This is a genomic window from Psychrobacter sp. AOP5-GZ1-6 (assembly GCF_052376345.1).
GTDB lineage: Bacteria > Pseudomonadota > Gammaproteobacteria > Pseudomonadales > Moraxellaceae > Psychrobacter.
This window is the reverse complement of the sequence record NZ_JBQSVP010000025.1, coordinates 1-24,843: the sequence shown is the minus strand read 5'-3', so window position 1 is coordinate 24,843 and position 24,843 is coordinate 1. Positions and strand designations below refer to the sequence as shown.

General features: G+C 42.5%; 23 protein-coding genes. 7 read left to right on the top strand and 16 right to left on the bottom strand.

Annotated features, from left to right (window positions below; all coding sequences use genetic code 11):
* Positions 1-25: 25 nt before the first annotated feature.
* A complete protein-coding gene (locus ACT3RN_RS05440) occupies positions 26-724 on the top strand; it encodes a hypothetical protein (protein ID WP_192992270.1) in 699 nt (232 codons plus the stop codon).
* A 111-nt stretch (positions 725-835) separates the two neighbouring features.
* On the opposite strand, the gene ACT3RN_RS05435 is transcribed toward ACT3RN_RS05440, so the two are convergent.
* The 3 genes from ACT3RN_RS05435 to ACT3RN_RS05425 form a co-directional block, all read right to left on the bottom strand.
* Positions 836-1,840 carry a YhdH/YhfP family quinone oxidoreductase gene (locus ACT3RN_RS05435; RefSeq protein WP_192992271.1) on the bottom strand — a complete coding sequence of 335 codons (1,005 nt, stop codon included), beginning with the start codon at positions 1,838-1,840 and terminating at the stop codon, positions 836-838.
* 78 nt (positions 1,841-1,918) lie between these two features.
* Positions 1,919-2,896, bottom strand: coding sequence for a zinc-binding dehydrogenase (locus ACT3RN_RS05430; protein WP_192992272.1), 978 nt, complete (start codon positions 2,894-2,896; stop codon positions 1,919-1,921).
* 479 nt (positions 2,897-3,375) lie between these two features.
* Positions 3,376-3,630, bottom strand: coding sequence for a DUF2798 domain-containing protein (locus tag ACT3RN_RS05425; RefSeq protein WP_192518485.1), 255 nt, complete (start codon positions 3,628-3,630; stop codon positions 3,376-3,378).
* 236 nt (positions 3,631-3,866) lie between these two features.
* Between ACT3RN_RS05425 and ACT3RN_RS05420 the strand changes: the two genes are divergently transcribed.
* Entirely contained in the window at positions 3,867-4,679 is an 813-nt protein-coding gene (locus ACT3RN_RS05420) for an alpha/beta hydrolase (protein WP_226945123.1), read from the top strand.
* Positions 4,680-4,843: 164 nt separating this feature from the next.
* On the opposite strand, the gene ACT3RN_RS05415 is transcribed toward ACT3RN_RS05420, so the two are convergent.
* The 6 genes from ACT3RN_RS05415 to ACT3RN_RS05390 form a co-directional block, all read right to left on the bottom strand.
* Positions 4,844-5,887 (bottom strand): NAD(P)H-dependent flavin oxidoreductase, encoded by a 1,044-nt coding sequence (locus ACT3RN_RS05415; RefSeq protein WP_192518486.1) that lies wholly within the window; start codon positions 5,885-5,887, stop codon positions 4,844-4,846.
* A gap of 277 nt (positions 5,888-6,164) precedes the next feature.
* A complete protein-coding gene (locus ACT3RN_RS05410) occupies positions 6,165-7,961 on the bottom strand; it encodes an AIPR family protein (protein ID WP_192518487.1) in 1,797 nt (598 codons plus the stop codon).
* 157 nt (positions 7,962-8,118) lie between these two features.
* A complete protein-coding gene (locus ACT3RN_RS05405) occupies positions 8,119-8,493 on the bottom strand; it encodes a DsrE family protein (protein WP_192518488.1) in 375 nt (124 codons plus the stop codon).
* 166 nt (positions 8,494-8,659) lie between these two features.
* The gene (locus tag ACT3RN_RS05400; protein WP_192518489.1) at positions 8,660-9,202 is read right to left on the bottom strand and encodes an acyl-CoA thioesterase; all 543 of its coding nucleotides are present in this window, start codon (positions 9,200-9,202) and stop codon (positions 8,660-8,662) included.
* Positions 9,203-9,260: 58 nt separating this feature from the next.
* A complete protein-coding gene (locus ACT3RN_RS05395; protein WP_192518490.1) occupies positions 9,261-10,364 on the bottom strand; it encodes a YheT family hydrolase in 1,104 nt (367 codons plus the stop codon).
* Positions 10,365-10,519: 155 nt separating this feature from the next.
* On the bottom strand, positions 10,520-11,113 hold the full coding sequence (locus ACT3RN_RS05390) for a YigZ family protein (RefSeq protein WP_192518491.1): 594 nt from the start codon (positions 11,111-11,113) through the stop codon (positions 10,520-10,522).
* Positions 11,114-11,310: 197 nt separating this feature from the next.
* Between ACT3RN_RS05390 and ACT3RN_RS05385 the strand changes: the two genes are divergently transcribed.
* The gene (locus tag ACT3RN_RS05385; protein WP_192518492.1) at positions 11,311-12,015 is read left to right on the top strand and encodes a pseudouridine synthase; all 705 of its coding nucleotides are present in this window, start codon (positions 11,311-11,313) and stop codon (positions 12,013-12,015) included.
* 450 nt (positions 12,016-12,465) lie between these two features.
* Positions 12,466-13,569, top strand: a complete 1,104-nt coding sequence (locus tag ACT3RN_RS05380) for a disulfide isomerase DsbC N-terminal domain-containing protein (RefSeq protein ID WP_192518493.1) — start codon at positions 12,466-12,468, stop codon at positions 13,567-13,569.
* Positions 13,570-13,695: 126 nt separating this feature from the next.
* Here the strand turns inward: ACT3RN_RS05380 and ACT3RN_RS05375 are convergent, their stop codons facing one another.
* Entirely contained in the window at positions 13,696-14,796 is a 1,101-nt protein-coding gene (locus tag ACT3RN_RS05375; RefSeq protein ID WP_413038427.1) for a homocysteine S-methyltransferase family protein, read from the bottom strand.
* A gap of 121 nt (positions 14,797-14,917) precedes the next feature.
* Positions 14,918-15,568: a DUF2939 domain-containing protein gene (locus ACT3RN_RS05370; protein ID WP_192518494.1), complete on the bottom strand. Its 651-nt coding sequence runs from the start codon at positions 15,566-15,568 to the stop codon at positions 14,918-14,920.
* Positions 15,569-15,993: 425 nt separating this feature from the next.
* Between ACT3RN_RS05370 and dnaJ the strand changes: the two genes are divergently transcribed.
* The 3 genes from dnaJ (at position 15,994) to ACT3RN_RS05355 (ending at position 19,300) form a co-directional block, all read left to right on the top strand.
* Entirely contained in the window at positions 15,994-17,133 is a 1,140-nt protein-coding gene (gene dnaJ, locus ACT3RN_RS05365) for a molecular chaperone DnaJ (RefSeq protein WP_192518495.1), read from the top strand.
* A gap of 211 nt (positions 17,134-17,344) precedes the next feature.
* Positions 17,345-18,175, top strand: coding sequence for a 4-hydroxy-tetrahydrodipicolinate reductase (gene dapB, locus ACT3RN_RS05360; protein ID WP_192518496.1), 831 nt, complete (start codon positions 17,345-17,347; stop codon positions 18,173-18,175).
* A 231-nt stretch (positions 18,176-18,406) separates the two neighbouring features.
* Complete coding sequence (locus ACT3RN_RS05355; RefSeq protein WP_192518497.1) at positions 18,407-19,300, top strand: hypothetical protein; 894 nt, start codon at positions 18,407-18,409, stop codon at positions 19,298-19,300.
* 105 nt (positions 19,301-19,405) lie between these two features.
* Here the strand turns inward: ACT3RN_RS05355 and ACT3RN_RS05350 are convergent, their stop codons facing one another.
* The 5 genes from ACT3RN_RS05350 to ACT3RN_RS05330 all read right to left on the bottom strand — a co-directional run bounded on the left by ACT3RN_RS05350 (position 19,406) and on the right by ACT3RN_RS05330 (position 24,532).
* Positions 19,406-20,581 carry a type III PLP-dependent enzyme gene (locus ACT3RN_RS05350; protein WP_192518518.1) on the bottom strand — a complete coding sequence of 392 codons (1,176 nt, stop codon included), beginning with the start codon at positions 20,579-20,581 and terminating at the stop codon, positions 19,406-19,408.
* Between the two features lie 125 nt (positions 20,582-20,706).
* Entirely contained in the window at positions 20,707-21,261 is a 555-nt protein-coding gene (def, locus tag ACT3RN_RS05345) for a peptide deformylase (protein ID WP_192518498.1), read from the bottom strand.
* Positions 21,262-21,476: 215 nt separating this feature from the next.
* The gene (locus tag ACT3RN_RS05340) at positions 21,477-21,731 is read right to left on the bottom strand and encodes a GlsB/YeaQ/YmgE family stress response membrane protein (RefSeq protein WP_192518499.1); all 255 of its coding nucleotides are present in this window, start codon (positions 21,729-21,731) and stop codon (positions 21,477-21,479) included.
* A gap of 318 nt (positions 21,732-22,049) precedes the next feature.
* The gene (gene mpl, locus ACT3RN_RS05335; RefSeq protein ID WP_192518500.1) at positions 22,050-23,519 is read right to left on the bottom strand and encodes a UDP-N-acetylmuramate:L-alanyl-gamma-D-glutamyl-meso-diaminopimelate ligase; all 1,470 of its coding nucleotides are present in this window, start codon (positions 23,517-23,519) and stop codon (positions 22,050-22,052) included.
* Positions 23,520-23,821: 302 nt separating this feature from the next.
* Positions 23,822-24,532 (bottom strand): copper resistance protein NlpE N-terminal domain-containing protein, encoded by a 711-nt coding sequence (locus ACT3RN_RS05330; protein WP_225739080.1) that lies wholly within the window; start codon positions 24,530-24,532, stop codon positions 23,822-23,824.
* Positions 24,533-24,843: the final 311 nt, after the last annotated feature.

Here is a 24,843-nt window from a genome sequence, read left to right as displayed (position 1 = left end):
TATTTAAACCCAGTGTGAGACTGTTATGACAGCAAAAAATAAAAAATACGTCACATATCTTGTCCTATTTATTCTCTCGATAAGCTTGTTTAATTCTCCCTATTTTGGCAGCTTTGGGCCGATTTTAAGTCTTCTAACTCTGCTATTTTTTCTAATTGCTGGGTTACTATTCTCGGTTTTAAATATATTTAGCAAAGGATATAAAAAGCCATCTTCTTATATGCCTTTAGCGATATTTCCCATAGTTACTGTGATTGCACTTTATCTTTCAGCAATCGGTATGGGCAATCAAGTTCATTTTTTGCTAAATAAAAGCAATTTGCAAACCATAGATACACTCAGCCAAGAAGCTAATGTCTATGAGATGAGTGATATGCGTCGGCACCACAAAATACTCAATGACCAGCTTATCTCTAATGATGATAAATATAAGACCGAAAAAGAAATAGCGACTGCTTACGCTGGAACGATTATGGCAGATAATTTAGATACAAGAAAAGTTGCTAAATTACGTAAGAAGCTGGATCGCTCAGGTATCGTTCATATGGCTAGAGAAGATGGTTATCTAGTGCTAACAATGGGTGGTTTTTTGGATAATGAGTTTGGCTACTTAAAAGCACCAAATGATAATATCGAAGTTGGCTACATGATACCGCCTTATGGACTCACGGTAATATCTCTAACTAAGCTTTATAATGGTTGGTATTTTTATTATACGACGTGATCTTGTTGTCAAGTGCTGCATAAGCGTTAAAAATATCGTAAATATTATAAATAAAAAGCAGCACCTTAAAAGAGATGCTGCTTTTTATTTATAATATTAACTCTTAAATAACTAACCCTTCACATTCACCACATAACGCCCAACCGTTTTGCCCGCCATAAAGCGATCTAAGTACTCTGGCGTTTGCTCCAGCGTAATCTCCTCGCCATAGCTCTCAAGGTTAGGCAGTTTCATATCGGTGGCGACACGCTGCCAAATCGTTTCTTTATCCGCCAATGGAATATAGACCGAATCGATACCGAGTAGGGACACGCCGCGTGTGATAAATGGCAATACCGTCATCGATAACTCAGGAGACGCCGCCAAGCCGCAACTGGTGACTGCACCGCCAGCTTTGGTTTGTTTGAGTAGATTGGCTAAGTAATCGCCACCTACGGTATCAATAGCATTGGCCCATAGCTCGCGGCCAACTGGTCGTTTGCCCACTTCATTGATGGTGTCGCGATGACGTACTTCGCTCGCGCCAAGCTCTTTTAGATGCTCGCTTTGCTCAGGCTTACCTGAGAATGCAATCACCTCATAGCCGAGCTGCTTTAAGATAGCGACACTGATCGTGCCGACGCCGCCTGTTGCACCACTCACAGCGACTGGACCATCACTTGGTTTTGCGCCCATTTTTTCTAGCTTTTGTATACTTAGGGCTGCGGTCAAGCCGCCAGTACCATAAATCATTGCTTCTTTTAGTGTCAGCGTTTCTGGGCAAGCCAGCGCCCAATCGGCTGGTATAGAAATCATCTGACCCAGACCGCCATCGGTATTCATGCCGAGATCATAGCCGAATATCAATACTTTTTGCCCTGCGCTAAACGTGCCTGATTTGTCACTGATGACCACACCAGCCGCATCGATACCAGGCGTATGCGGGTAGTTTTTGGTAATCATTTTATTACCTGATGCCGACATCGCATCTTTATAATTCAACGATGAATAATGCACTTCAATGAGCAAGTCGTTCTCTGGTAAGTCACTAACTTTGCGCTCTTGAATGCTTTTTTTGAATTCGCCGTCGCTGACCTCGCTGACGACTAAGGCTTTGAAAGCTGTATTATTAGACATTATATAGCTCCTAATAAAAATATTTGGTTTACGTCTTTATTGGTAAATACAGAGACGTATTTGAGAGAGTGATTTTATTTACGCTTTTAATAGCACTTTACCGTTTTTACTCGCTTGTAGTTTTCCATTGACTGCTTTGATGATGTCGGCCAAATCAAATACCGCTTCGACAGGCAGTTTTAAGTTACCACTGGTACCACGTTCGACCAACTCATCGATTAGACGTTGTTTGTTCTCTACACTCATTTCTTGACTGATCTTGCTACCCCAAAATCCTTTGAGAGTCGCTTGTTTAAATATGATGTGGGTTGGGTCTAGTACCATCGGTTTTCCTGACATAATGCCAAACGATGCAAAGGTGCCACCATGGCCCAACAGTGAGAGCAAGTCATTACTGGATTCACCGCCGATCGAGTCCACCGCAGCACTGATTTTGTCATCACCAAGGATTTTACGGACTTGGTCTTTCCAGGCCTCATCTGAGGAGTTAATGTTGTTTTTAATACCTAGCGATTCTAATTCTTTTACCGCGTCGCTACTTCTCACGACATTGATGGTATTGATATCACGCGCCGCTGCTAGCATAGCGAGTGATTTTCCGACTGCACCATTAGCAGCGTTATGGATGACCCACTGTCCACTTTGTAAATCTAAAAATTCAATCAGCATCAGAGCGCTGAGCGGCATAGCAATCAGCTGTGCTGCCATCTCGTCTTTTAGCTCATCAGGCACAGAAAATATCATGTGTTCAGGCGCGACGAAATACTCCGCCCATGTCGCCTGTACGCTTGCGGCAGCCACACGTTGCCCAACTTTTAGGTCTTTGACGTCACTACCCACGGCATCGATAATCCCAACCGCTTCGCTACCGCCTATCGCTGGTAGCTCAGGTTTGAAACCATATTGCCCACGGATAGTCAGTAGATCATGGTTATGGATAGATGAGAGTATCGTTTTGACTCGGACTTCATTTGCCTGCGGCTCTGGAATGGGGCTGTCATTTAGACTCAGTACATCAGAGGGTTTGCCAAAATTGTTATAGATAGCACTGCGCATAATCATTTCCTTTGCTTATTTATGGTTTTGTGGTTTTATAAGTATGCTAAGAGTATGAATAACTGACTATAAACATCATGTTATTAAGCAAGGTTATCCACCAATGTAATTTTTATTTTAGTAGAAACGATACCATGATAATGATGCTGATAGGTTATCGACTCACAAAGTCACTATACTTAAAAAATACTTAAAAAAACCACTATACTTAAAAATAGACTGGTCGTCTAGATATCGGATACATTTGCGCTAACGGGATTTCATTATAGAAAGCTTGGCTTACATCAGTAGTGTTTTTTGTATTACTTAAGCCGTGTCATCAATTAGCACATTGATGCAATTTATGGTCTTAAAATGGCTAAATTTTCGCTAAAGGGTGTCAAAATCCTCGTCAATATATTCATATTCACTGCGAATTTTTCCTTGTTTAGCATCAATTTATTTCATTTTAATGCTCATAATCTGATTGATGACACGCCCTAATAAAACTCAATACGACTAAGAATATGCTCCTGCACGACATAGGCACAGGCATAAGCGCTTGGCCAAGCAAACATAAAGGCCAGTCCCCACGAATGCATCAGCTCCATAAAGAAGCCATCGATAAAGCCTTGTTTTACCACCAACAATGCTGTCGAAATAATGAACGACATCATTGTCGCCATGATACCCGTGAAGATAAGTCGATAGTATTTTCGCCGTGTACGTATCCTAATGATGGGAAGTTTTGCCATAGTTTTGAGTTGTCCTGCATGATGCCACCGGCATGCATGAATGATATAAGCGTATATTTTATAAGATAAATAGTGATGATTATGAGTATTATAGTTCAATGTCATATCGAGTACAGATTTTATAAGTAGTACTTGCTAAGAAGCTAAGCCGCAAGGCAAAAAACAAGGCGTAAGTAAGAAGGTACAGCTGTCGTAGTTCGATGGTTCGCTAACGATATATTAATAGGGAGTTTTTGATGGCATTACGACGTACAGGGCTAGCAACCTTACTCACTTTATCGATGGTCGGTTGTACAACACCCAATAGTTTTACTATTGCCACCACTCAAAAAATTATCCAACACGAACGCAATAAAGCAGACCTCAGTACCAAGATGTTTACACTGGAATCTGGTGAAACGCTCACGTATGCCGAAAGCAATGCTACCCATGATACCAGTACTATTAATGCTACTGATGCGGAGCCTTTGTTATTGATTCATGGCTTTGGTGGTAATAAAGATAATTTCACTCGTATCGCTGATCAGTTGGCAGACTATCACCTTATTATTCCAGATTTGCTAGGATTTGGCGATTCGAGTAAGCCTGAAACCGCAGACTATCGCGCGGATGCTCAAGCGCAGCGCCTGCACGAATTGATGCAAGCCAAAGGTTTGGCATCCAATATTCATGTCGGCGGTAATTCGATGGGCGGCGCCATTAGTGTGGCGTATGCGGCAAAGTATCCAGACGATGTCAAAAGCCTATGGCTCATCGACAGCGCAGGGTTTTGGTCAGCTGGTGTTTCTGAATCATTAAAAAACGCCACTATTAAGAACAACCCACTGCTGGTCAATAAGACGGAAGATATCTATAAGATGTACGACTTTGTGATGTATAAGCCACCTTATTTACCCAAAACTGTGCAAGCGGTGTTTGCGCAAGAGCGTATCGCTAATCAGGTACTTGAGTCCAAAATACTAGAGCAGATCGTCACAGACAATGTCGAGGAGCGTGCCAAAATCATTGCGAACTATAAGATTCCGACGCTTATCGTTTGGGGTGAGTAGGACCAAGTCATCAAGCCTGAAACGACCGCGCTGATCAAAGAGCTCATTCCGCAGTCGACGGTTATTATGATGCCAGAGGTCGGTCACGTACCCATGATAGAGTCGGTAAAAGACACCGCCAAGGATTATAAAAAATTTCGCGCAACGTTAAAAGATGAGTAATTTTATAAATCCTTTACCAATCGCTCAAGCAGCTCAAGCGTGCTTTCTTTTTTGACCAGAGCCACCCCTTGTCCTGCCCATAGAGATAGATGTTCTGCATCCATATTCTGAGATGCATGAGCTCGCATAAATTTGGTCATGGCATTTAATTGTGGATAGGGCGGTAGCGTATCAGCGCTTTCAAATTCAGCAAAATCACGTAGATAGTCGTTTAATAAACCACGAGCGAGCTTACCTGAGAACAGACGAGTCAATCGCGTTTCTGAGCTGCGCTTATCTTGACTGGCATCAATTAACGCTTGTTTATAAATATCATTGATACCGCATTTGTTAGTGGTCAAAAACGCTGTCCCTATTTGTGCCAGCTCAGCACCAGCCATCTGAACCGCTTTGATAGCTTGCCCGTTCATGATGCCACCCGCTGCAATCAGTGGAATGTCGGTACAGGCGCGCGTTTGGCTAATTAGCGTCAATAGCCCCAATGGATCGCTCTCACTTTGCGGCAACCAACCACCGCGATGTCCGCCAGCTTCGACCCCTTGTACACATACCGCATCTGCACCAATATCTGCCCATGCCTTCGCTTCTAACGGGTGATTGGCGGTGCCGATGACGAGTGTACCTAGATTTTTCAGATGCTGGACTTGCTCTGCACTGATAATGCCAAAGGTAAAACTGGCGACAGGCACAGGGTTGTCATAGAGCACTTGCAGCTGCTCTGAGAAGTTCTGAGCAGGGCATTCAGGTAGTGTAAATTCGATAGTATTGTCCTGATAATACTTACTTAGCCAAGCAGGGAGCTCGGTATCAATGGTCGTATATTCCTGATTGGAGAGCACCATCAGGTTGATCATAAAAGGTCGGTCGGTGAGCGATTTGATGGTATCAATTTGGCCGGTTAAAACATCTGGTGCTGTCATACCAGATCCTAATGAGCCCAGTCCGCCAAAGTTACTCACCGTCGCCGCCAGTTCAGGCGTGGTTGCACCTGCCATTGGTGCTTGGACGATAGGGTAGGAGAGGTTCAGGGTATCAAGTAAGCTCATGACTGGCTGCCTTTTAGTAGAGTGTTTGCATGAGCCACTTTAACAAAGCTGAATATCGTCTGTGTTAGATAGTGTGTATTTAGTTAGAAAATAGGGAGGTGGGTTTTTGGCTACAGTTTTGTATAGTCAAATCCATATAAATCCGCTACATCGTCATCCTCGCTGACCGTACTAATGTATAGCTTGCACTCGGTTTCCTTGTATCGAAATTATTTGAATTCAACTATAGTTAGAATATTTGATTATAAAAATGTAGGCAATCAATGAACAGTGAGATTTAATAAAATATTTTATCCATTTTCTCCTTAACTTTATGAAATTCATATTCATCTAAAATAATACTAGATTTAATAAACTCAAGTATAACCGAAAAATATTTTTTATCAGTTTTAAAAAAGTTTGTTACAGAGGTCTCAGTATCTCCACGGGATGTGTATAAATTTAGCAATGCCATAATAATTTGATTGAATAACGAGTTGAGAGCATGTCTATAATCGTCAGGTCTGTTTTTATCAAACAACGGGCCAGTTAGAGTATCGCTAGTAAGGTCAGATACCCACTCTGCACTACTACTCTCTAATTTGATATCTATTTGCTGATGATTATACTTTATAATAAATCCTATGATTGCAAGAACACATAACCTACCATTTTTAGCTATATTAGATGGCTTCTCACTCAAGTTCGATGACTTTACAAACTCATCGTAATAGTTTGCCAACTGTAGTAAATCTACAATAGTGTCTTTATCATGAGTACGTTTGAAAATGCTGTTGTAAGTCCCACGATCAGAAAAAATCTTTTTCTTATTACTTCGAGCTGTTCCAGGACGTTGTAGCAAAACACTAAGTATTAATTGTCCTAATGAATCGTTTTTTATTTTCTGCCAACTTTGAAGATTTCTTTTTCTTAAAATACCTTCACCACGTTTAATTTCGAGATATATTTTAGGGTCTTGGGCCTTTAACTCTAGCTGTAAATTCCTTTGTTCAGGATAATTGGATTTTAAGTCTCTATCTGAGATAGGTTTTTGCGAGTTTGATGCCTCAGCAATTTCAGAAATAAAAACATTAAAATAATCTTCTCCCCCATGATCTGGTTTAACAATTTTGCAAGATATAGGGAAGTCTAAATCTTCATTTGAACCTTTATAAGAACCCAGTATAGTAGTAGTTTGGCACCCATTAATTATTGAAAAATCTTCTAGTTTAATGTTATCACCATCTAAGTGAAAATCTTTGCAACCAATGATAATCCCATTGTTTAAAAACCAGAATTTATCTCTTTTTTTCTTAAGAGAACTATTAATTTGATCATCGATTTTTTTATTTCTGACAAAATATCTAAAATTTTGTTCAAATAAGCCTTCGTCTCTATATTTATCATAAAGCTTTCTAACTGAAAGAGCTGATATATTAACTAATAAACCATTTTCTCCATTTTTTATAAACCCATGGTCTTTATATATATCTACTCTTCCTTCTCGGACATATCTTTGTCCATTTTCAAAATTTTTAATTTGTTGTTCGACTTCATTTTTGTAAAATATAGATAATTCAAAGTCTTCGAGTTCTTCTATTTTTTTGAGATGCAAAGATATCTCATCTCGATACTCTTCAGATTTGTTGGTATTGATAAATAACACTAACTCTATAGAAAAATTCTCATCTTCGACTGCATCATCATACTTTTCACGATATATACGTCTCAAGTTTTTATTATATGAGCCTACCTTATCATTTCTGAAGTCTTTTACAGTTTGAGCCATCTTAGTAAAGATATCTTTTATCTCATCTTTTGAGTTAAAGTTTTTAACATTCTTGGATTGAATTAATACTAAGCTTTTGTAAATATCACCTTCATTCACGGCTATAAGGTCGACTCCACCATCGTTTGCACCGTCAGTATATGAGTTCTTAAAGTCAGTGATATCAAATCTACCTTCATTATAGAAATACTTGTAGCATATAGTGCCGAATAAAAGTTCATCAGATAAAGTAATATCTATTTTGTTCTTTGAGGCAAATAACTCTTCTCTAGTTATATCTATATATTGTTGCACTATATCACTCATAGTTTATCGACCTTATATTCAATATCAGAGTTTACTAAACAATATGAACATACAATATTTGTCGATAAATAACAACGAAATTGTTCATAAGATAAAAGTTGGTTTTCTTAAGGTATTAAGAAAACCAACATATTTATTGACTGATTTTGTTTACTGTTTAATTCAACTGCAAAGACCCTTTTGCATTCATCAGCAGCTCAACCACATCATCACCGCTAATCACTTCAAAACGCTTATCAATATCTGACTCTTCCACGCCGTTGTGTTTCATGCAAGCACCGCAGACCAATACTTGACCGCCTTTTTCGATAAAGGCTTCTAGCAATTCACCAGCAGGTTCAAACGGTGCACCAATACTCACATCAGCCAAAGCGTTGGGCAGTGCCAAATGTACCGCATCCACCATCAGTATCACTGAGGCAGAATGGCCTTTTTTCAGTGCCACACCTGCCATAGTAAAGGCGACAGTGATCTTGTTTGGATTTGATTCACTATTATCAAATAACGTGCCGACATAATCAGTAGTATTCATTGCGTGATGCTCCTAGTAAGGTATTTGTTTTTTTTGATACGCTTACTAGTATCCTAGCAGTTATTATGTTTTTTTGTATAATGTATTGTTATCAAACAGTATCGTTCTTTTTACGCTGTCGTCACAAGGCGTCTGTTTACAGAGATATGCGTGAGTTTTAGACATTTTAAGCGATAGGCGGCCATGGGCGGTCGGCATCACTCTCTATCCATTCGGCCACATAACCGGTCGGAGGCATCGTCCAATCAGACTGTCCTAATACTGCCAGTACTTGTGCCGGGTCGATCACTTTGCCACCCTTGGTCACACCCGTACGCAGTAGCCCAGAGGAGCAGGGTTTACCTTTCACCCACATCGATTGCTCGATATAGATCCAGCGCGCATCGATACCGACGATTTTGGTCTTTAGCGTGACTTTTTGAAAGGCGCGAATACGCTTACGATATTGGATGGTGCTGCCCGCGATCACCAACCCCCAACGTTGTTTTAACAGCTGCTTGCCAAGTCCAGTACGTACCGCAAAATCCATACGTCCCAAATCATACAGCGTAAATACGCGGCCGTTATTCATCTCCAAAAAATTATCGATATCAGATAAGCGGCAGCGAAACTGAATCTCACTGGTGTCTTTAAAAGTTAATGTATCGCCTTTTTTCGTTTTTAGGGCGGCACGAGCGATGGTGCTGGCATAACGGATAAATGGGTACATAGCGCACTCTCAAAAGGGTTAAAAGATAACATTATTGTTTTATCATTGATGACAATGATTATTTATTGTCAGAGCCTATATCCTGAGAAGGTTCGCTAATAGAAGCCACACCAATCCAATTGAAATAAGCGCTGACGGTTTCGGGTATCCAATTGATATCGAATTTTGAAGTTTTAGACTCTTTACCTTCGGTGACAGACGATTTATTTTTGGCCTGATTATTGTCTGAACGATAACGCAGATAACCGATATGACCACCGTGCGGAGTGTCCAAAATAGTCACACTATCTGAGACATCGTTTGGCGTCGCAGTGAAACCGATAAACGGATCGTCTTTAGCGCTAATGAGTAGTAGTGGCTGGGTAACGTTTCTTAGATATGGTAGAGCGGAGGCCGTATGATAATAGTCGTTCTTAGAGCGATAACCATGACGCGGCGCGGTAAAAATATCATCAAAATCACTGATGCGATTGGATGATTTGATAGCGTCGATTTCGTCTTTGCTCAAGTCATTGGCGAGTGCTTTTTTGATAATTGGATTAAGCAAATACGGCGTATAGATACGATGACTCAAAAAGCTGTGCATGGTAATGGCCGCTGACGACATATCGACGGGAGCAGAGATGACCGCAGCGCCTTTGCAGATGGCTTCGTCACCATACTCGCCCATGTACTTCGCTAGTGCATTACCACCGAGTGACACGCCAACCGCATAGATATTGGCATACTGCTCGCGCAAATTCTGTAGCGCGTGATGTACCTCATCTGTATCACCAGCATTATAAAATACGGTACCGCTGGCAGGAATACCGCCACAACTACGGAAATGGGCGACGACAAAGTGCCAGCCTTGGGCATGCATTTGATACGCCAACGCACGAGCATAATGACTGTCACTACTGCCTTCCATTCCATGAAATAGTACGATTAACGGTGTCTGTTCAAGCTCACCAGCTGTCGATTCTGTTACAGGGTGCGCATCATAAAAGTCGTAGGCAATATCACTCTCGTCCAATGAGTCTTTTTCGACCACGCGCCGATAGGTCGGAGCTTTGGGTGCAAAGAATTTGGGCAAGATGCTTTGTAGATGTGGATTGGTCAGCCAAAATGGCGGTTTAAAAGGCGCTGGAGAGAAAGGTTTGGTCGAGTTGGATGCTGACATAAATGGCTCTTATTTAATTATTGTTAAAAAGCAATGTCTTATCATACCGAGGCTAATGTTTAAAACCAATAATTTTGAGTGAACGCATGGTTACTCAGGGTCAGCTACTGAGTATCAGTCAGTCAAATACGTATCGCTTAATGCGTGTCTTCAAACTATTTCTCCAACACCCGCCCATTCATCGCCAATCGTTCTTTCAAGCTATTAATATCTGCCTCAGCAAGGGTCACAGTCAGGGTGACTTGTTTACTGTAAGCGACATCGTCGATGCGACCGCTCAGGCTATCGACGACGTAACGGCATTGCGCTTCGGTGGCAAACTCTGCCACTATCTGCACTTTCGCCATTGGTACATAAGCGTTCAAGGTCATCTGATCGACTGCTGCTTGTGCCGATCCTGCATAAGCACGGGTGAGACCACCTGCACCCAGTTTAATACCACCAAAATAACGCACCACGATGATAATCACATTGCCGATAGATTTGTGCTGCAACACATTTAGTATCGGACGTCCAGCCGTACCGCTTGGTTCGCCATCGTCATCGAAGCCTGCACTAGTGGTATTATTTGGATCGCCAATGATATAAGCCCAGCAGTGGTGACGCGCATCGGGATATTTGTCGCGTAGTTGTTCCACGTGAAACATTGCGTCTTCGCGTGTAGCTACTGGATAAGCATAGGCAATAAACTCGGATTTTTTGATTTCTAAGCGAGCAGTGACGGCACGTTTTAACGTTTGATAACTCATATTTCATCAGGTCTATAGGTTGGATATGGTAAACTTGTCTAACTTTCACTGTTGTCCGTATTTGGCGCAGTGTTTATTTAATTTTTATTATAGTACCATTTCTTACCCGTCAAGATAGTGAGCAAGCTTAGTATGACCGCTTGCATTGCTGCTACTGAGGTAGAGTAGGTATCATAAAACGGATGGTAGTAAATAGTATGCGTCTAGATAAATTTATTAGCAAAGCCACTGAGCTGTCACGCAAAGAATCCAAAAAAATCATGCATGCTGGTGAAGTGATGGTAAATGAGCAGGTCGTCAAAGATCCTGGCTTGCATGTCGATATCATCAATGACGAAGTGATGTGGGGCGGTGAGCCGTTATCAGTCGCAACTGGCAGTCGTTATATCTTACTTTATAAGCCTGAAGGGTTTGAATGTACGCTAAAGGCCAAAGAATACCCAATCGTCACTGAGCTCATCGCTGTGCCAGAGCTTGGTAGCTTGCGTATCGCAGGACGTCTCGATGTCGATACTACTGGTGCGCTACTAATCAGTGATGACGGTGGCTGGCTACATCGTGTGACTAGCCCTAAGCATGAACATGCCAAGGTTTATGAGCTGACTTTGGCTGAGGCAATGGACAGCGATGCTCAGGCCCATGCAATCAAAAAAGTCGCGGAAGGTATTTTATTAGAAGGTGATCACGAGCCAACCAAACCGGCTACTCTTGAGTTCATTGATGAAAAACATGCACGCCTGACGCTAGAGCAGGGCAAATACCATCAAGTAAAACGTATGATGGGTTACTTTGGCAATAGAGTCACGGAATTGCACCGCGCCAGTATCGGTCACATCAATCTAGAAGGCCTAGAAAAAGGCGATAGCCGTTTCTTAACGCCAGAAGAAGTCGCTAAGTTTTAAGAGACTGTTAAATTTTAAAAAGCTGCTTTATCTCGCTTTCATATAATTTAACCTTCAAATAACACATAGCATTTGTCTAAAATGAGCAGCCACTAAACAGTGTGCTGCTTTTTTTCTCTTATTTTTAGGGCAGGATGTGTTGCCTATCTCTTAAAGCTAGGTAGCAATTTTGCAAAACCAAGCTTTTAAGGCTTTGTAAGGGATGTGCTTGTGCTAAAGTCTTACTATCTCTTTAATCTATATTTTTACATAATATATAATCAAATCCATATAAGTCCGCTACATCGTCATCCTCGCTGACCATACTAATGTATCGCTTGCACTCGATTTCCTTGTATCGAAATTATTTGAACTCAACTATAGTCGTTACTAGTCCAATACCACGTGGCGGCCATAAACTACCTTTTTTATTAAAACTGTCATTATGACCAATTCGATAGGACTGTCTCTGTGAAATTATTCGCCTTAAAATCTGCTGGTCTCATTAGTACTGTACTATTGGCAACCACAGCCTGCGCTCAGCCCAGTACACCTGATGCCACCAGTAATAATGTGAGCCAAAACGCTCAAAGCGCCCAAAATATGAGTTCCCAAAACACAACTGCTACAGGCACACAAGCAGATGGAAGTGTCAGTCAGTCTGTTGACAATCGCTTGCGCCAATTACTGACTCAGGCAGGTATCAAAACGCAAATTACCTCTATTGTGCCGTCCAACTTACCCAATATGTATCAAGTCAATTTGGCAGGACAGTTGCCATTGCACATTACTGAAGACGGTAAGTACGTCATCCAAGGCGAGCTACAAAAGAACCCGAGCAAGCGTGTCGTGACCGAAGCGCCTGCTCGTAGTACGAGCGCGCAACTGGGCCAGCCGGTCAGTGCTAGCACTAAATCAAACATATTGGCCAATATGTCTGCGCTCAAAAACATGAGCGCCAAAACACCGTTCTTTTATACCGCCGTGCCGGGTGTGATTTGGGGTGCGACGTTAGAAGGCGTGCCTTTCTTATTATCAGATGATGCACAGTACATCACCGATGGCGAGATATCGGTCATCGAAAACGGTCAGTTTGTGGGGCTTGATGAAGAGTTCGAAGCACTGAAGAACCAGTCTGTGTTTGCGACACTGGATAAGAGCCAAATCATTACCTATCCGGCAACCAGTAAAGAACGTGCTGTCATTTATGTGGCTGACGATGTGAATTGTCCATACTGCCGCCGCCTGCATCAGCAAGTACCAATGCTCAATGCGAAAGGTGTCACCGTCAACGTGATTGGTTATCCGATATACGAAGCATCACCTGAGCAGATGCGTGGTATCTGGTGTCAGGGCAGTGAAGACGAGCGCCGTAAAGCTTTTGATAAAGCCATGCTAGCGGGTCAGATGACACCTGCACCAGCGAGCTGTAGTACAGATCATGTGACCCCTAACCGCGAAAAAGCAGCTGGACTGGCCGTCATAGCCACGCCTGCTATCTACCGCGAGGATGGCGTGCTCTACCAAGCCAGCTTTGAGAGCCCTGAATTCTTAGAGTTCTTAGGCGTAGAGTAAGTTGCCCCATACTGCGTTACCAGTCTTGCTCAGGTATTAATATTATTTTTGACTGCGCCTTGTCTGGAACATAGCTTTGACAGACTAGTAGCTATATAAAACATACTTACTTCTGATAAAGAATGATTACTGCGGGGTCAGGTGCTGTGCGAGCTGCTCAATATGCTCGGTACCAATGCCACAGCAACCACCGATAATGCTTGCACCAGAGCCTTGCCAAAGCTTAGCCCAAGTCAGATAATGCTCAGGAGTTGTATCCTCACGTATCTGGCGCAGTTGTGCGTTTGCCTGTTTGTGGCTTTGTTTTGATACAAAGGCATTGGCATATACACCCAGCTGCATGGGTGACCCTGCTTCATCGATCATAGCCTTTGCGACTTGTAGTGCAGAGGCCATGACCTCGGGTTGGCTACAGTTAAATAATACTGCATTAACATTCAACGCCATCATAGCCTGTATGGCCTCTGCCACTGATTCGCCAGAACGCAGTGTAGGCAGTACAGGTGGACTAATGGCTTGGTCAGCTTCGGCAGTGTTATCAGTAGTGACATCTAGTGGTAGTTGACTGTCATCTAATGTAAATGCGATCCAAATGGGTTTAGACAGGGTATCTGTTTTTGCCATGAGTTCTTTTTTGGTTGCTGTGAAACCCTCAATCAGCTGATGCCATGTTTGCGCTTCCACGATACTACTTTGCGTCTCTACCAACCACATATCCGCATAGTTTGCTTGCGCTGATAATAGTGGCCGCGCAATAGCGGGCGCTTGCTCAGCATCGAATAAATCTGGTCGATAAGAGCCAAATAACGGTGGTAAACAGCCAGCGACTTTCACATTTTTTGGACTGTTAAGGCTTTTATCTGTCTGTGAATTATTGGCTTGTACGGCCTCAAAGGCGAGTTTTGCCGCTGTTTCTATAAGTGCTTCGCCTTCAGTAAAAAACGCATCTCCTAAATGATAAGGGGTAACGGCATAACTATTAACAGTGATGACAGTTGCACCAGATTTTATGTAGTCCAAATGGATATCACGCACACTATCTGGAGCTAGGCTCAATGATAGCGCTGACCATTCAGGTTGGCGAAAAGGCGCACCGCGCTGTTCAAGCTCACGGCCCATCCCGCCATCTAGTATCGTCATAGGTGCTGATGTAGCAGGCTCTGGGGCAGTAGACGAATGATGAGTCTGGTTGGGTAGTTCTTGCGGTGTTGTTTTAGTTTGCATCATAAATTCACTTATAAAATAGCTTAATAGTTCCAAGTCCTCAGTTTTAAACTCTTCTATTTAAAAAATAGACACAGCATTTTGTTTGCTATAGCCATGCTATCTGCTATGGCTGTATTGTGTATTACGGCAGCACGATGTCCACGATTTTCCAATCAATGAGACCATCACGTTGCATCTCTATAGTCAGTGGATACCCTTTAACTTGTCCGCTAACAGTGAAGCAGTTGATACCACAGTAGCTTAGCTTAGGTTTGTCACTATCAGAGCCTTGCGCCACTTGCTGTTCTAGTTCAGCGGCTTGTTTTTCCATCACTTGCTGCATTTGGGTTTTGATCACAGCGTCTATATCACCGCGCTGGGCGATCAGGTTCTGAATCAAGCTTTGGAGGTTGACTTGATTGCTAGCGATAGCCCAAGCTGCCGCTAGCTCTTTAGTAGCCGTGTTGGCTTGACCTTGAGTGCTAATGACCTTTTCGATATTCTCTGAGGTAATCGCACCATCGACTGCCTTGACGATAAAATCATCGGCGGCCTTAGTCAGAGCCTCACCGCCTAATTGAGAGACGAGAGGGTATTGAGTCATTGTCTGAGTAAACTGGTTGGTCAATTGGTTTTGGATGCTAGGTTTGACTTGATCATAGTCAATCGCTGCTGCAATCGTCGCACCGTCGTTGGCATCATAAGCATTTTTGAGCTGATAGGCACTATAATAAGGCGAACCTGCATAGATAGTTACTGCGATGAGGAGTAATAAAACAATCAGCTTCTTCATAAAAATCGATACCTTGTCGCAAACTTAGTAATTTGGATAGTTATTAATATAAAAGACCAAAAACTTGGACGATAAATATTAGCATGGCTTAACGTTATTGAGGTATGAAAAGCTTTGTTCATTCCTTAATAAAACCTTTTTGTAATGACGAAATATTCCTAAGCGATACTTTCCATCGCTAAAAGCTTGATAAATCACTATGCCATCTCCATAAATAGCGCAAACTTTTAATAATTGATTTGGCTAAGCAGTAATCCGCCGTATCTACCTGTAGGATTCACATCATTATCATCTATCCTTTCTGATTGTTCATTGTGTTTCATGTGAAACCTTTATGAATAACTGTGAGTGATACTAAGTGGTGATGGTTGATTGAGGCTGATGAATCGACTGGCCGGTGGACTGTAAAGACGATAGGAGAGCCCATGAGCAAGCGTGATTTTTATGAAGTGTTAGGTGTCAGCAAAACTGCTGATAGCAAGGAAATTAAGCGAGCTTACCGTAAGCTGGCCATGAAATACCATCCAGACCGTAACTCTGACGACCCTGATGCAGAAGATAAATTTAAAGAAGCGTCAATGGCTTATGAGGTATTGAGTGACGCAGAAAAGCGCTCAGCCTATGATCGTATGGGTCACTCAGCCTTTGAAAATGGTATGGGCGGTGGCGGCGGCTTCGGTGGTGCAGGCGGTAATTTCCAAGATATCTTTGGCGATATCTTTGGTAACTTTGGCGATATCTTTGGTCAGCAGCGTGGTGGTGGCGGTGGTGGACGTTCGCGCCGTGGTTCAGACCTACGTTATGTCATTGAATTGACGCTAGAAGAAGCGGTGCGTGGCTGCAAAAAAGAAATCAGCTTCACGGCTCCTGCGCCTTGTGACACTTGTGATGGCAAAGGCGCAAAAAATGCCTCTGACATTGTGACTTGTCCAACGTGTAACGGCCAAGGTCAAGTTCGTATGCAGCAAGGCTTCTTTGCGGTTCAGCAAGCTTGCCCGCATTGTGGCGGCACAGGTAAGCAGATCAAAAACCCTTGTCCTGATTGCCATGGTAATGGCGTCAAAGACAAATCACGTACGCTAGAAGTTTCTATTCCAGCTGGTGTCGATGATGGTGATCGCGTTCGTCTCGCAGGTGAAGGCGAAGCGGGCGGCGCTGGTGTTCAAAACGGCGACCTATATGTTGAAGTTCGTGTCAAAGCGCATAATGTCTTTACCCGTCAAGGTGCTGATCTGTATATGGATGTGCCCGTTAGTATTACCGATGCTGCATTGGGTAAAGAGGTTGAAATTCCAACACTAGATGGCAAAGTGAAGCTGAAGGTTGCAGAAGGTACGCAAAGTGGTAAGTTGCTGCGTGTACGCGGTAAAGGTGTGACTCCAGTACGTACAACGATGAAAGGTGATTTGATTTGCCGTGTTATCATTGAGACGCCAGTGAATCTAACGGGTGAACAAAAAGACCTATTACGTCAATTCCAAGATACCTTGGATGGTGATAGTAAGCATCAACAGTCGCCACATAAAAAATCATTCTTCAAAAAAATTGGCGAGTTGTTTGACTGATACGGCTGACTAATTGGTCATAGCCAAAAAAAGTATCAGTTAAAAAGTTATCTAAACCAGCCCCAAGGTTTCACATGAAACTTTGGGGCTTTTTATCAACTGTATGTTATCAGCTGTATAAAAAACCACTCAGGTAGTGATATTTGCTAAACTGACCATAAATAATATGTAACAGCTGTTTCACTAAAAATAAAATATTCAGGATAAAAATATGAGTTCACAAATAACAGAACAAACCATCAATGTTGGTGTCATCGGTGCTGGTGGTCGTATGGGTCGTATGCTTATCGAAGCGGTACAACAAAACCCAAAAACCACTTTAAATGCAGCGATTGAGCGTCAAGGATCAAGTCTTGTCGGTGCTGACGCTGGTGAAGTTGCTGCTATAGGCTGCTTAGATGTACAAATTGTTGATGATTTAACAGCCGTCGTGAACGATATTGATGTGCTGATTGATTTCAGCTTGCCTGATGCCACCGAACAAAACATGCAGGTTTGTGCCGAGCATAATGTCGCGATGGTTATCGGTACGACAGGTTTCAATGCACAGCAAGAGCAAGTACTGGCTACAGCGAGTGAAAAAATTGCGATCGTTTATGCTGGCAACTATTCAACTGGCGTGAATTTATCACTAAAACTACTGGGCATGGCAGCCAAAGCATTTGGTGATGACGCCGATGTAGAAGTGATCGAAGCGCATCATAAGCACAAAATTGATGCCCCATCAGGTACGGCTTATATGATGGCAGAAGCCGTCGCAGAAGCTCGTGGACAGAACCTAAAAGACGTCGCCATTTATGGCCGTGAAGGACAAACAGGTGAACGTGAAGCAGGTACGATTGGTATCCATGCGATTCGTGGTGGCGAAATCATCGGTGACCATACCGTGATGTTTATCGCTGATGGTGAAGTGGTTGAAATCACCCATCGTGCCCGTGCGCGTATGACCTTTGCTGCTGGTGCAGTGCGTGCAGCTACTTGGATTATCGAGCAAAAAGTAGGGCAGTATGATATGCAGGATGTGTTAGGTTTAAATGATTAAGGCTTAAATGGTAAGTGCTGGGATGATTAATTTTTCAGCCTCTCTTGATTACATCTTAATAAATGATGAGTCGCTGCTATAGTCGATCCACTATAAAATAAATACAGCGATACTGGGTGCATTTTGCGTAGCCTCTGTCTGCGCAGGCATAGCAAGCAAGGAAAATGTATACCAGTATCGCATGGTTACATTTGTATCTGTTTTATTTAGGACTGACTATAGGAGATAGACATGGATACGTTTAGACAAAATTTAATAAAGGTGGTTAGTAGAGCTTTTATGGCCAGTAAAAACATTGGCTATGTGGGCCATACGCTCTTAGCGACTAGTCTGGTAGCCTTACCTGTCGTGGTACAAGCAGCGACTTATGACACCTATGTCATTCATACTTATGGCGGTGACACATTACTACCTGCGGTGCGTCAGCAGTTAAACAGCAGCCGTGATGGCGGCACAGTCACAACGTATCAAGACAAATTAGTATTGAATACCACAGCAGCTAATTATCAAGCAGTACAACAGCTCTTGACTCAAATTGATGGTCAACCACAAGCCTTAACCGTCTCAGTGCGCGTTGGCAATAATAGCAGCACACAGAGTAGTATCCAGCAAGGTCAGGTTATTATGACTAATCGCGGTGTCCAAGGGTCAGGTATCATTAACCAAAGTAACCGTCAGCAGCAGGGCAGTAATTCATATCAAGTACAAACCTTATCTGGTAGTGCGGCAAGTATCAGCACTGGCACGCTCTATTCACTGACTCAGAGTTATCGTGCTAATCGCTATAATATAAGGCCGCAGATTACTATCCAGCAGCAAGTATTGCTACCAACGACACAGGGAATTACGGTAACACCAAGACTGCTACCCACAGGTCAAGTCGAGGTGCAACTATCCCAAGTAGAGGAAAGCCTAGCGCGATCCAATTCGCCTTATAATCGCAGCAGTTCTGTTAATCATGCCATTCAAGGCCAACGTTTGAATAGTACGATTATCGTGTCTCGCGGGCAGTGGGTAACTATCGGAAAAATCTCTCAAAGCAGTCAAAACCAAAGTAGCAGCTATGGTGGTAATCAGACAACTAACAGTAATAACAATGTGCCTATTTCACTATTAGTACAGTAGCCAAGCAGCTATCAATCCAGTTTTTGGACAAATACGAAAAAGCGCGTCACTACGATAAACAGTGCCGCGCTTTTTCTATTTCTATTAACGAGTAATGATTCAAAGCTAATCAATATAAACGACTTCGAGTGGTGGAAAACCGTTAAATTCAACCGATGAGTAAGAGTTGGTATAAGCCCCAGTGGTTAGCCAATAGATTTTATCACCAATCTCAAGCTCTTCTGGTAATTGATAACCTGCTTCTTCGTACATGATATCAGTTGAGTCACAGGTAGGACCTGCCAACACAACCGTTCCTTCACTGGTAGAGGTTTCCATCTTAGGCGTATAAACAGGGTACTTAATGGCTTCACCCAGTGTCTCGATCAATCCTTGGAATAAACCAACGTCTGTATATACCCAACGAGTCAGGTCAGTATTGGATTTTCGGGAGATCAGTACCACATCACTAACCAATACCCCTGAGCCTCCAACCAATGAACGACCAGGCTCTAAAATAATTTCTGGCATCTCATCTTCATTGTAGTCATCAGTCAAATAGCGGGTAATCTCTTCGGCATAGACTTTGATAGGATTGACTTCGCTAATGTAGTTGGTTGGGAATCCACCGCCCAAATTAATCATTTGCAGCTTGATACCTTCTTCGTTCTTCATCCAGTCAGATATGTATTTGACCTTAGCCAAAGCATCATCCCACGCAGCGACGTCTTTTTGCTGGCTACCGACATGAAACGAGATGCCATAAGGAACCAAGCCCAAATCACGTGCTTGAATCAATAGCTCGATGGCCATATTCGGGTGACAGCCAAACTTACGTGATAGCGGCCATTCTGCAGTATCTGAGCCCTGAACTAAGATACGAACGAATATCTTAGCGCCTGGCGCCTGTTTTGCAATATTTTTTAGATCTGCTTCTGAGTCGGTTGCATACAGATCAATCCCTTTTTCAAAGGCATATTTCACGTGTTCAGCTTTTTTGATGGTATTGCCATAAGAAATACGAGATGGCTCGACACCGCAATTTAGCACGCGATCAAGCTCGTAAATAGAAGCACAATCAAAGTTTGAACCAAGGTTTGCCAGTAGATCAATCACTTCCACAGCAGGGCTAGCTTTCATAGCATAATGCAGTTTTGCATTAGGAAATAAGCTTACCATTTCATGGTATTTAGTCTTGATACGACTGAGATCCACCACCAAAAAAGGCGTCTCGCGACCTTCAGCCGCTTTGGTAAATTTCTGCCAACTGGCAGGGTTAAAGTACTGGTCAATTTTGATCATGGTCATGTTAAGGAACCTTTAATAGAAACAGCCTTTGCTAGAGGCTAATAGCCAGACTAATGGTATCGTCATCGAGCAGCTAATGATTCTGAGTATATATGACTATCAGCTGACACGATAAGTCATTAAGAACTGGTGGGCTGAGGCTGCTTATTGGCTGCTTCTTCATGGTTTTTTTCGCGTATTTTGATAACTTTACGTACTTTATCGCGCGCACGGGTCTGCTTTAAACGTGATAGATAATCGACGAATATAACCCCATTTAGATGATCCATTTCATGTTGGATACATACTGCAAGTAGGCCTTCTACTTCTTCGTCAATCTTGTCACCGTTTTCATCTAGCGCTTCGATACGTACTTTGGTAGGACGCTCAACCTTGTCATAGACATCAGGCACTGATAAGCAACCTTCTTCATACGGCTGTTTTTCTTCTACTAGCGGTGTCACTTTTGGGTTAATAAAAACTCTCGGACTGTCTTTCTCTTCAGATAAATCCATCACGATAAGTTGAATGTGGCGATCTACCTGACTGGCTGCCAGACCAATGCCTTGAGCATCGTACATCGTCTCAGTCATGTCAGCGATTAAGGTTTTTATTTCAGCTGTCACTTCCTTTACAGGCTTGGCAATTGTGCGCAGGCGTGGGTCTGGATAATTCAATATAGGGAGTAATGCCATAACGCTTACCTCAATGATAAGGATAAAATAGGGTTGGTATTATAAGATAAATGGGGGCAAAAGTAATGTTTATCAATACTTTCCCGTAACTATCGATTTTTATTATTTTAAAAATGTAGGGCGCATTTCTATAGTTGAGGTAAGTAAAAAGGCCTCGCAATTAGCGAGACCTTCTTCTTATATCACTACTTCATAACCGTCAATGCTACGTTCAGTTATACGCCACGTTTATTGGTAATCATCTCATAGGCAAACAGTAATATGATGGCACCAATCACTGAGAATATCAGACCAGTAAAGCCACCGTCAGCGTTGATACCGACTAGTCGGGCAAGGAAACCACCAACTAATGCGCCGACGATACCTAAGACAATAGTCATAATCCAGCCCATAGAGTCATTACCTGGCTTGATAGCACGTGCCAACAGACCTGCGACCAAACCTACAATAATCATCCAAATAAAGCTCATGTTATTCTCCTAATTTATTATCATTTATAATGTATAACGAACTCTGATGAAGTTATTGTATGCACTGCATAGAAGTAAAGGTAAGCACGAAATGTTACCAGTGTATGAGCTATGTGAGGAAAACTGCCAATTTGCTAATATTAAGACAGGATAGGTAAATGAAAGGTTACAAAGGTAGCAAAGTCGCAAATACTGACCGCGATGCATACTGATTAATCACCGGTACAGGTAGGCTGTTTGATAATAAAAAAGCGTGGCTCGTTGATCACGATGCCACGCTTTAATGTAGATGCTTGTGATAAGTGGACAGTAAATCTGCTATTTGTCACCTAATGCTGTTAATAGACGTTGATGGATTCCTTCAAAGCCACCATTAGACATAATGACAATCGCATCACCTGCTTGAGCATGCGTGCTGATATGTTCGATGATATCATCAGTGCTAGTCAGTACTTGCTGGTTGCTGATATTAGGATTGGTCACATTGGCTTGCTCGATGACGTCTTTTAAGCCCCATTCTAGACCAGTAGGCTCATACCATAGCGTGTGATCAGCAAGGGCAGCAGATTCAGCTAGGCTGTCTTGGTGAATACCCATTTTCATCGTGTTACTACGTGGCTCGATGATGGCCCAAATCCGTCTATCAGCCAGTTTCTTTTTGGCACCATCTAAAGTCGTGGTAATGGCAGTCGGATGGTGTGCAAAATCATCGAAAACTAAGATGTCATTCACATCACCGATTAACTCCATGCGACGTTTGATACCAGCAAATGCGGATAATGCCTCACAAGCCGTGGCAATACTAACACCAACATCATAAGCAGCTGCCACAGCAACTAGAGCGTTATTAACGTTATGGATGCCACTCATTGCCCAATTAACAGTGCCGATAGCGTCATTATCTGCACCAAAGCTCACTTTAAATTGACTACCGTCTTCGCTAATAAGTTCAGCGTGCCAATCGCTATCATTTCCGAGGTTGTCAGCTGCGTTCTTGTCAATCACTGACGTGCGCCAAACAGGCGTCCAAACTCCTTTTGCTAGAGTGTCCTCTAAACTGCTGGTAGCTGATGGCATGATGATTTGTCCAGTACTTGGAATCATACGTATCATGTGATGAAACTGAGTCTGAATGGCATTGAGATCAGCGAAGATATCGGCATGATCAAATTCAAGGTTGTTTAAGATAGCTGTGCGCGGGCGATAATGAACGAATTTTGAACGCTTATCAAAAAAGGCAGAGTCGTATTCGTCCGCTTCAATGACGAAATATCCTCTCTTTGCGTTGTCATTGCTGCTTGCTTCTGCACCCAAATAGCTACTATGCGCGAAGACCTGCTGTAGGTGCTCGTCAGTGGTATCGACTAATGGTACACCACCAATCAAAAACCCAGTATCGATACCAGCATAGTGCAATATCCACGCAAGCATTGTCGTTGTCGTCGTCTTACCATGAGTACCAGCAACGGCTATCACGTGGCGAGATTGTAAGACTTGCTCTGATAAAAACTGTGGACCTGAGGTATAACGCAGTCCTGTGTCTAGCATATACTCAACCACATCCATACCGCGCTTCATCGCGTTACCAACGACGACCAAATCTGGCGCTGGCTGTAAGTGTTCTATCAAATAACCCTCTTCGATAGTCACGCCTGCATTTTGGAGTTGGGTGGACATAGGGGGATAAACATTGGCATCGGAGCCAGTGACGGTATGTCCAAGCTCTCGCGCCAGTAGGGCTAGCGAGCCCATAAAAGTACCACAAATACCAAGAATATGAATATGCATAGACGTTCCGTACGAGCTTAAATTAAGAGAATAGAATAAAGCGTTATCTGTGAGTCTAGCCGCAATACATGGCTGCTCATGATAGAACCGACCCACATGATTATGGTCATGTTAACGACCTTTTGTCGCAGAAATAGCAAACGGTTGTCAAAATATCAACGCGGTGAACAGTCACTCATTGTAAAGTAAAGCCCATTAGATGACCAATAAAAAACGCCTTAAAGGTAGGCGTTGTTTGCTACGGTACTTGGTGTCTTAGTTTTTTATCTGAGACTACTTATATCTAACTCGCTGTGTGTTTTTTATTTACGTGACAAGGTATAGTCATTATTAGGGCTTTTGTCTTTGTTCATTAAGATAAGATGATTGTCTTGAATACGATACGTCTCAATATTTTTGTCTTCGTAGACAATCGTAATATTATTATTATCTTGACGATAAATACCAGACTCAAAAAGTGGTGTATGCGGTGTGTCAGGGTTGTTATAAATACTGGTTTTTAGCACTGAACCATCAGCAAATAGGTTTAGTGTGATATCGACACTGTCACAAGAAGTGCAAGGCACCATGCCTCCGTAGTCGCCCATTAGTGTGGCTTGTAGGATATTACTATGTGTGTCATTGGTCGTTCGTGACCCAGAGGTAAGTGCCTCGTTTCTCGGCTGAGCTGCCGCAATCAATGACTGTCCTTCTACTGCTTCATTAGACTGGTCATCAACACTAGATAAACGATCGTCATTATCTTGCAAGTTATTTTTGGCATTCTCTGAGTTAGAAGGTACGGTGCTATCAACAGGTGTGACTTGCGTTGCCAAGTCCTTATGATCATTGGGTTCAGCGTTGTCACAGCCAATAAGAACGACACAGATAGGGAGCGCTAGCAAAGACCGACCATAGCGTTTTATGACAGTCAATGTGGTAGAGCCAATAGGCGCAAAGTACATCATGGTCACACCAAAAAACAGTTTGTACATAGGGTTTTTAAAGATTGTCCATGCTATCGATAATGTCATTTTATTGTCAAAAACGACAGATAATAGAAGGCATAAGTGTCAAAATCATTCAGTCTATAAGAGATAGCGCTGGTTACTTTAATTCTGTTGAATAATATTGGTCGTATTGATTAACCGAAACAGCAAATAAGCAGTGTCAAGATAGCAAAGATTGAGGATATCTCTGTAGAATTTTTGTTATGGCGGTTTTATACAAAAGAGGGGGTATAAGGTACTGGAGATTTGATGAATTAGAAAAGTTAGCTCGCAAGGACAGGACTATTTTTCGACCTTTTATAGTTAAAAATAAAGGCTTAGAATGAACTAAACCT

What these genes read in the sequence shown, in the direction of transcription:
- ACT3RN_RS05440 (WP_192992270.1), top strand. Translation starts at nt 26, where the DNA reads ATGACAGCAAAAAATAAAAAATACGTCACATATCTTGTCCTATTTATT.
- ACT3RN_RS05435 (WP_192992271.1), bottom strand. Translation starts at nt 1,840, where the DNA reads ATGTCTAATAATACAGCTTTCAAAGCCTTAGTCGTCAGCGAGGTCAGC.
- ACT3RN_RS05430 (WP_192992272.1), bottom strand. Translation starts at nt 2,896, where the DNA reads ATGCGCAGTGCTATCTATAACAATTTTGGCAAACCCTCTGATGTACTG.
- ACT3RN_RS05425 (WP_192518485.1), bottom strand. Translation starts at nt 3,630, where the DNA reads ATGGCAAAACTTCCCATCATTAGGATACGTACACGGCGAAAATACTAT.
- ACT3RN_RS05420 (WP_226945123.1), top strand. Translation starts at nt 3,867, where the DNA reads ATGGCATTACGACGTACAGGGCTAGCAACCTTACTCACTTTATCGATG.
- ACT3RN_RS05415 (WP_192518486.1), bottom strand. Translation starts at nt 5,887, where the DNA reads ATGAGCTTACTTGATACCCTGAACCTCTCCTACCCTATCGTCCAAGCA.
- ACT3RN_RS05410 (WP_192518487.1), bottom strand. Translation starts at nt 7,961, where the DNA reads ATGAGTGATATAGTGCAACAATATATAGATATAACTAGAGAAGAGTTA.
- ACT3RN_RS05405 (WP_192518488.1), bottom strand. Translation starts at nt 8,493, where the DNA reads ATGAATACTACTGATTATGTCGGCACGTTATTTGATAATAGTGAATCA.
- ACT3RN_RS05400 (WP_192518489.1), bottom strand. Translation starts at nt 9,202, where the DNA reads ATGTACCCATTTATCCGTTATGCCAGCACCATCGCTCGTGCCGCCCTA.
- ACT3RN_RS05395 (WP_192518490.1), bottom strand. Translation starts at nt 10,364, where the DNA reads ATGTCAGCATCCAACTCGACCAAACCTTTCTCTCCAGCGCCTTTTAAA.
- ACT3RN_RS05390 (WP_192518491.1), bottom strand. Translation starts at nt 11,113, where the DNA reads ATGAGTTATCAAACGTTAAAACGTGCCGTCACTGCTCGCTTAGAAATC.
- ACT3RN_RS05385 (WP_192518492.1), top strand. Translation starts at nt 11,311, where the DNA reads ATGCGTCTAGATAAATTTATTAGCAAAGCCACTGAGCTGTCACGCAAA.
- ACT3RN_RS05375 (WP_413038427.1), bottom strand. Translation starts at nt 14,796, where the DNA reads ATGATGCAAACTAAAACAACACCGCAAGAACTACCCAACCAGACTCAT.
- ACT3RN_RS05370 (WP_192518494.1), bottom strand. Translation starts at nt 15,568, where the DNA reads ATGAAGAAGCTGATTGTTTTATTACTCCTCATCGCAGTAACTATCTAT.
- dnaJ (WP_192518495.1), top strand. Translation starts at nt 15,994, where the DNA reads ATGAGCAAGCGTGATTTTTATGAAGTGTTAGGTGTCAGCAAAACTGCT.
- dapB (WP_192518496.1), top strand. Translation starts at nt 17,345, where the DNA reads ATGAGTTCACAAATAACAGAACAAACCATCAATGTTGGTGTCATCGGT.
- ACT3RN_RS05355 (WP_192518497.1), top strand. Translation starts at nt 18,407, where the DNA reads ATGGATACGTTTAGACAAAATTTAATAAAGGTGGTTAGTAGAGCTTTT.
- ACT3RN_RS05350 (WP_192518518.1), bottom strand. Translation starts at nt 20,581, where the DNA reads ATGATCAAAATTGACCAGTACTTTAACCCTGCCAGTTGGCAGAAATTT.
- def (WP_192518498.1), bottom strand. Translation starts at nt 21,261, where the DNA reads ATGGCATTACTCCCTATATTGAATTATCCAGACCCACGCCTGCGCACA.
- ACT3RN_RS05340 (WP_192518499.1), bottom strand. Translation starts at nt 21,731, where the DNA reads ATGAGCTTTATTTGGATGATTATTGTAGGTTTGGTCGCAGGTCTGTTG.
- mpl (WP_192518500.1), bottom strand. Translation starts at nt 23,519, where the DNA reads ATGCATATTCATATTCTTGGTATTTGTGGTACTTTTATGGGCTCGCTA.
- ACT3RN_RS05330 (WP_225739080.1), bottom strand. Translation starts at nt 24,532, where the DNA reads ATGACATTATCGATAGCATGGACAATCTTTAAAAACCCTATGTACAAA.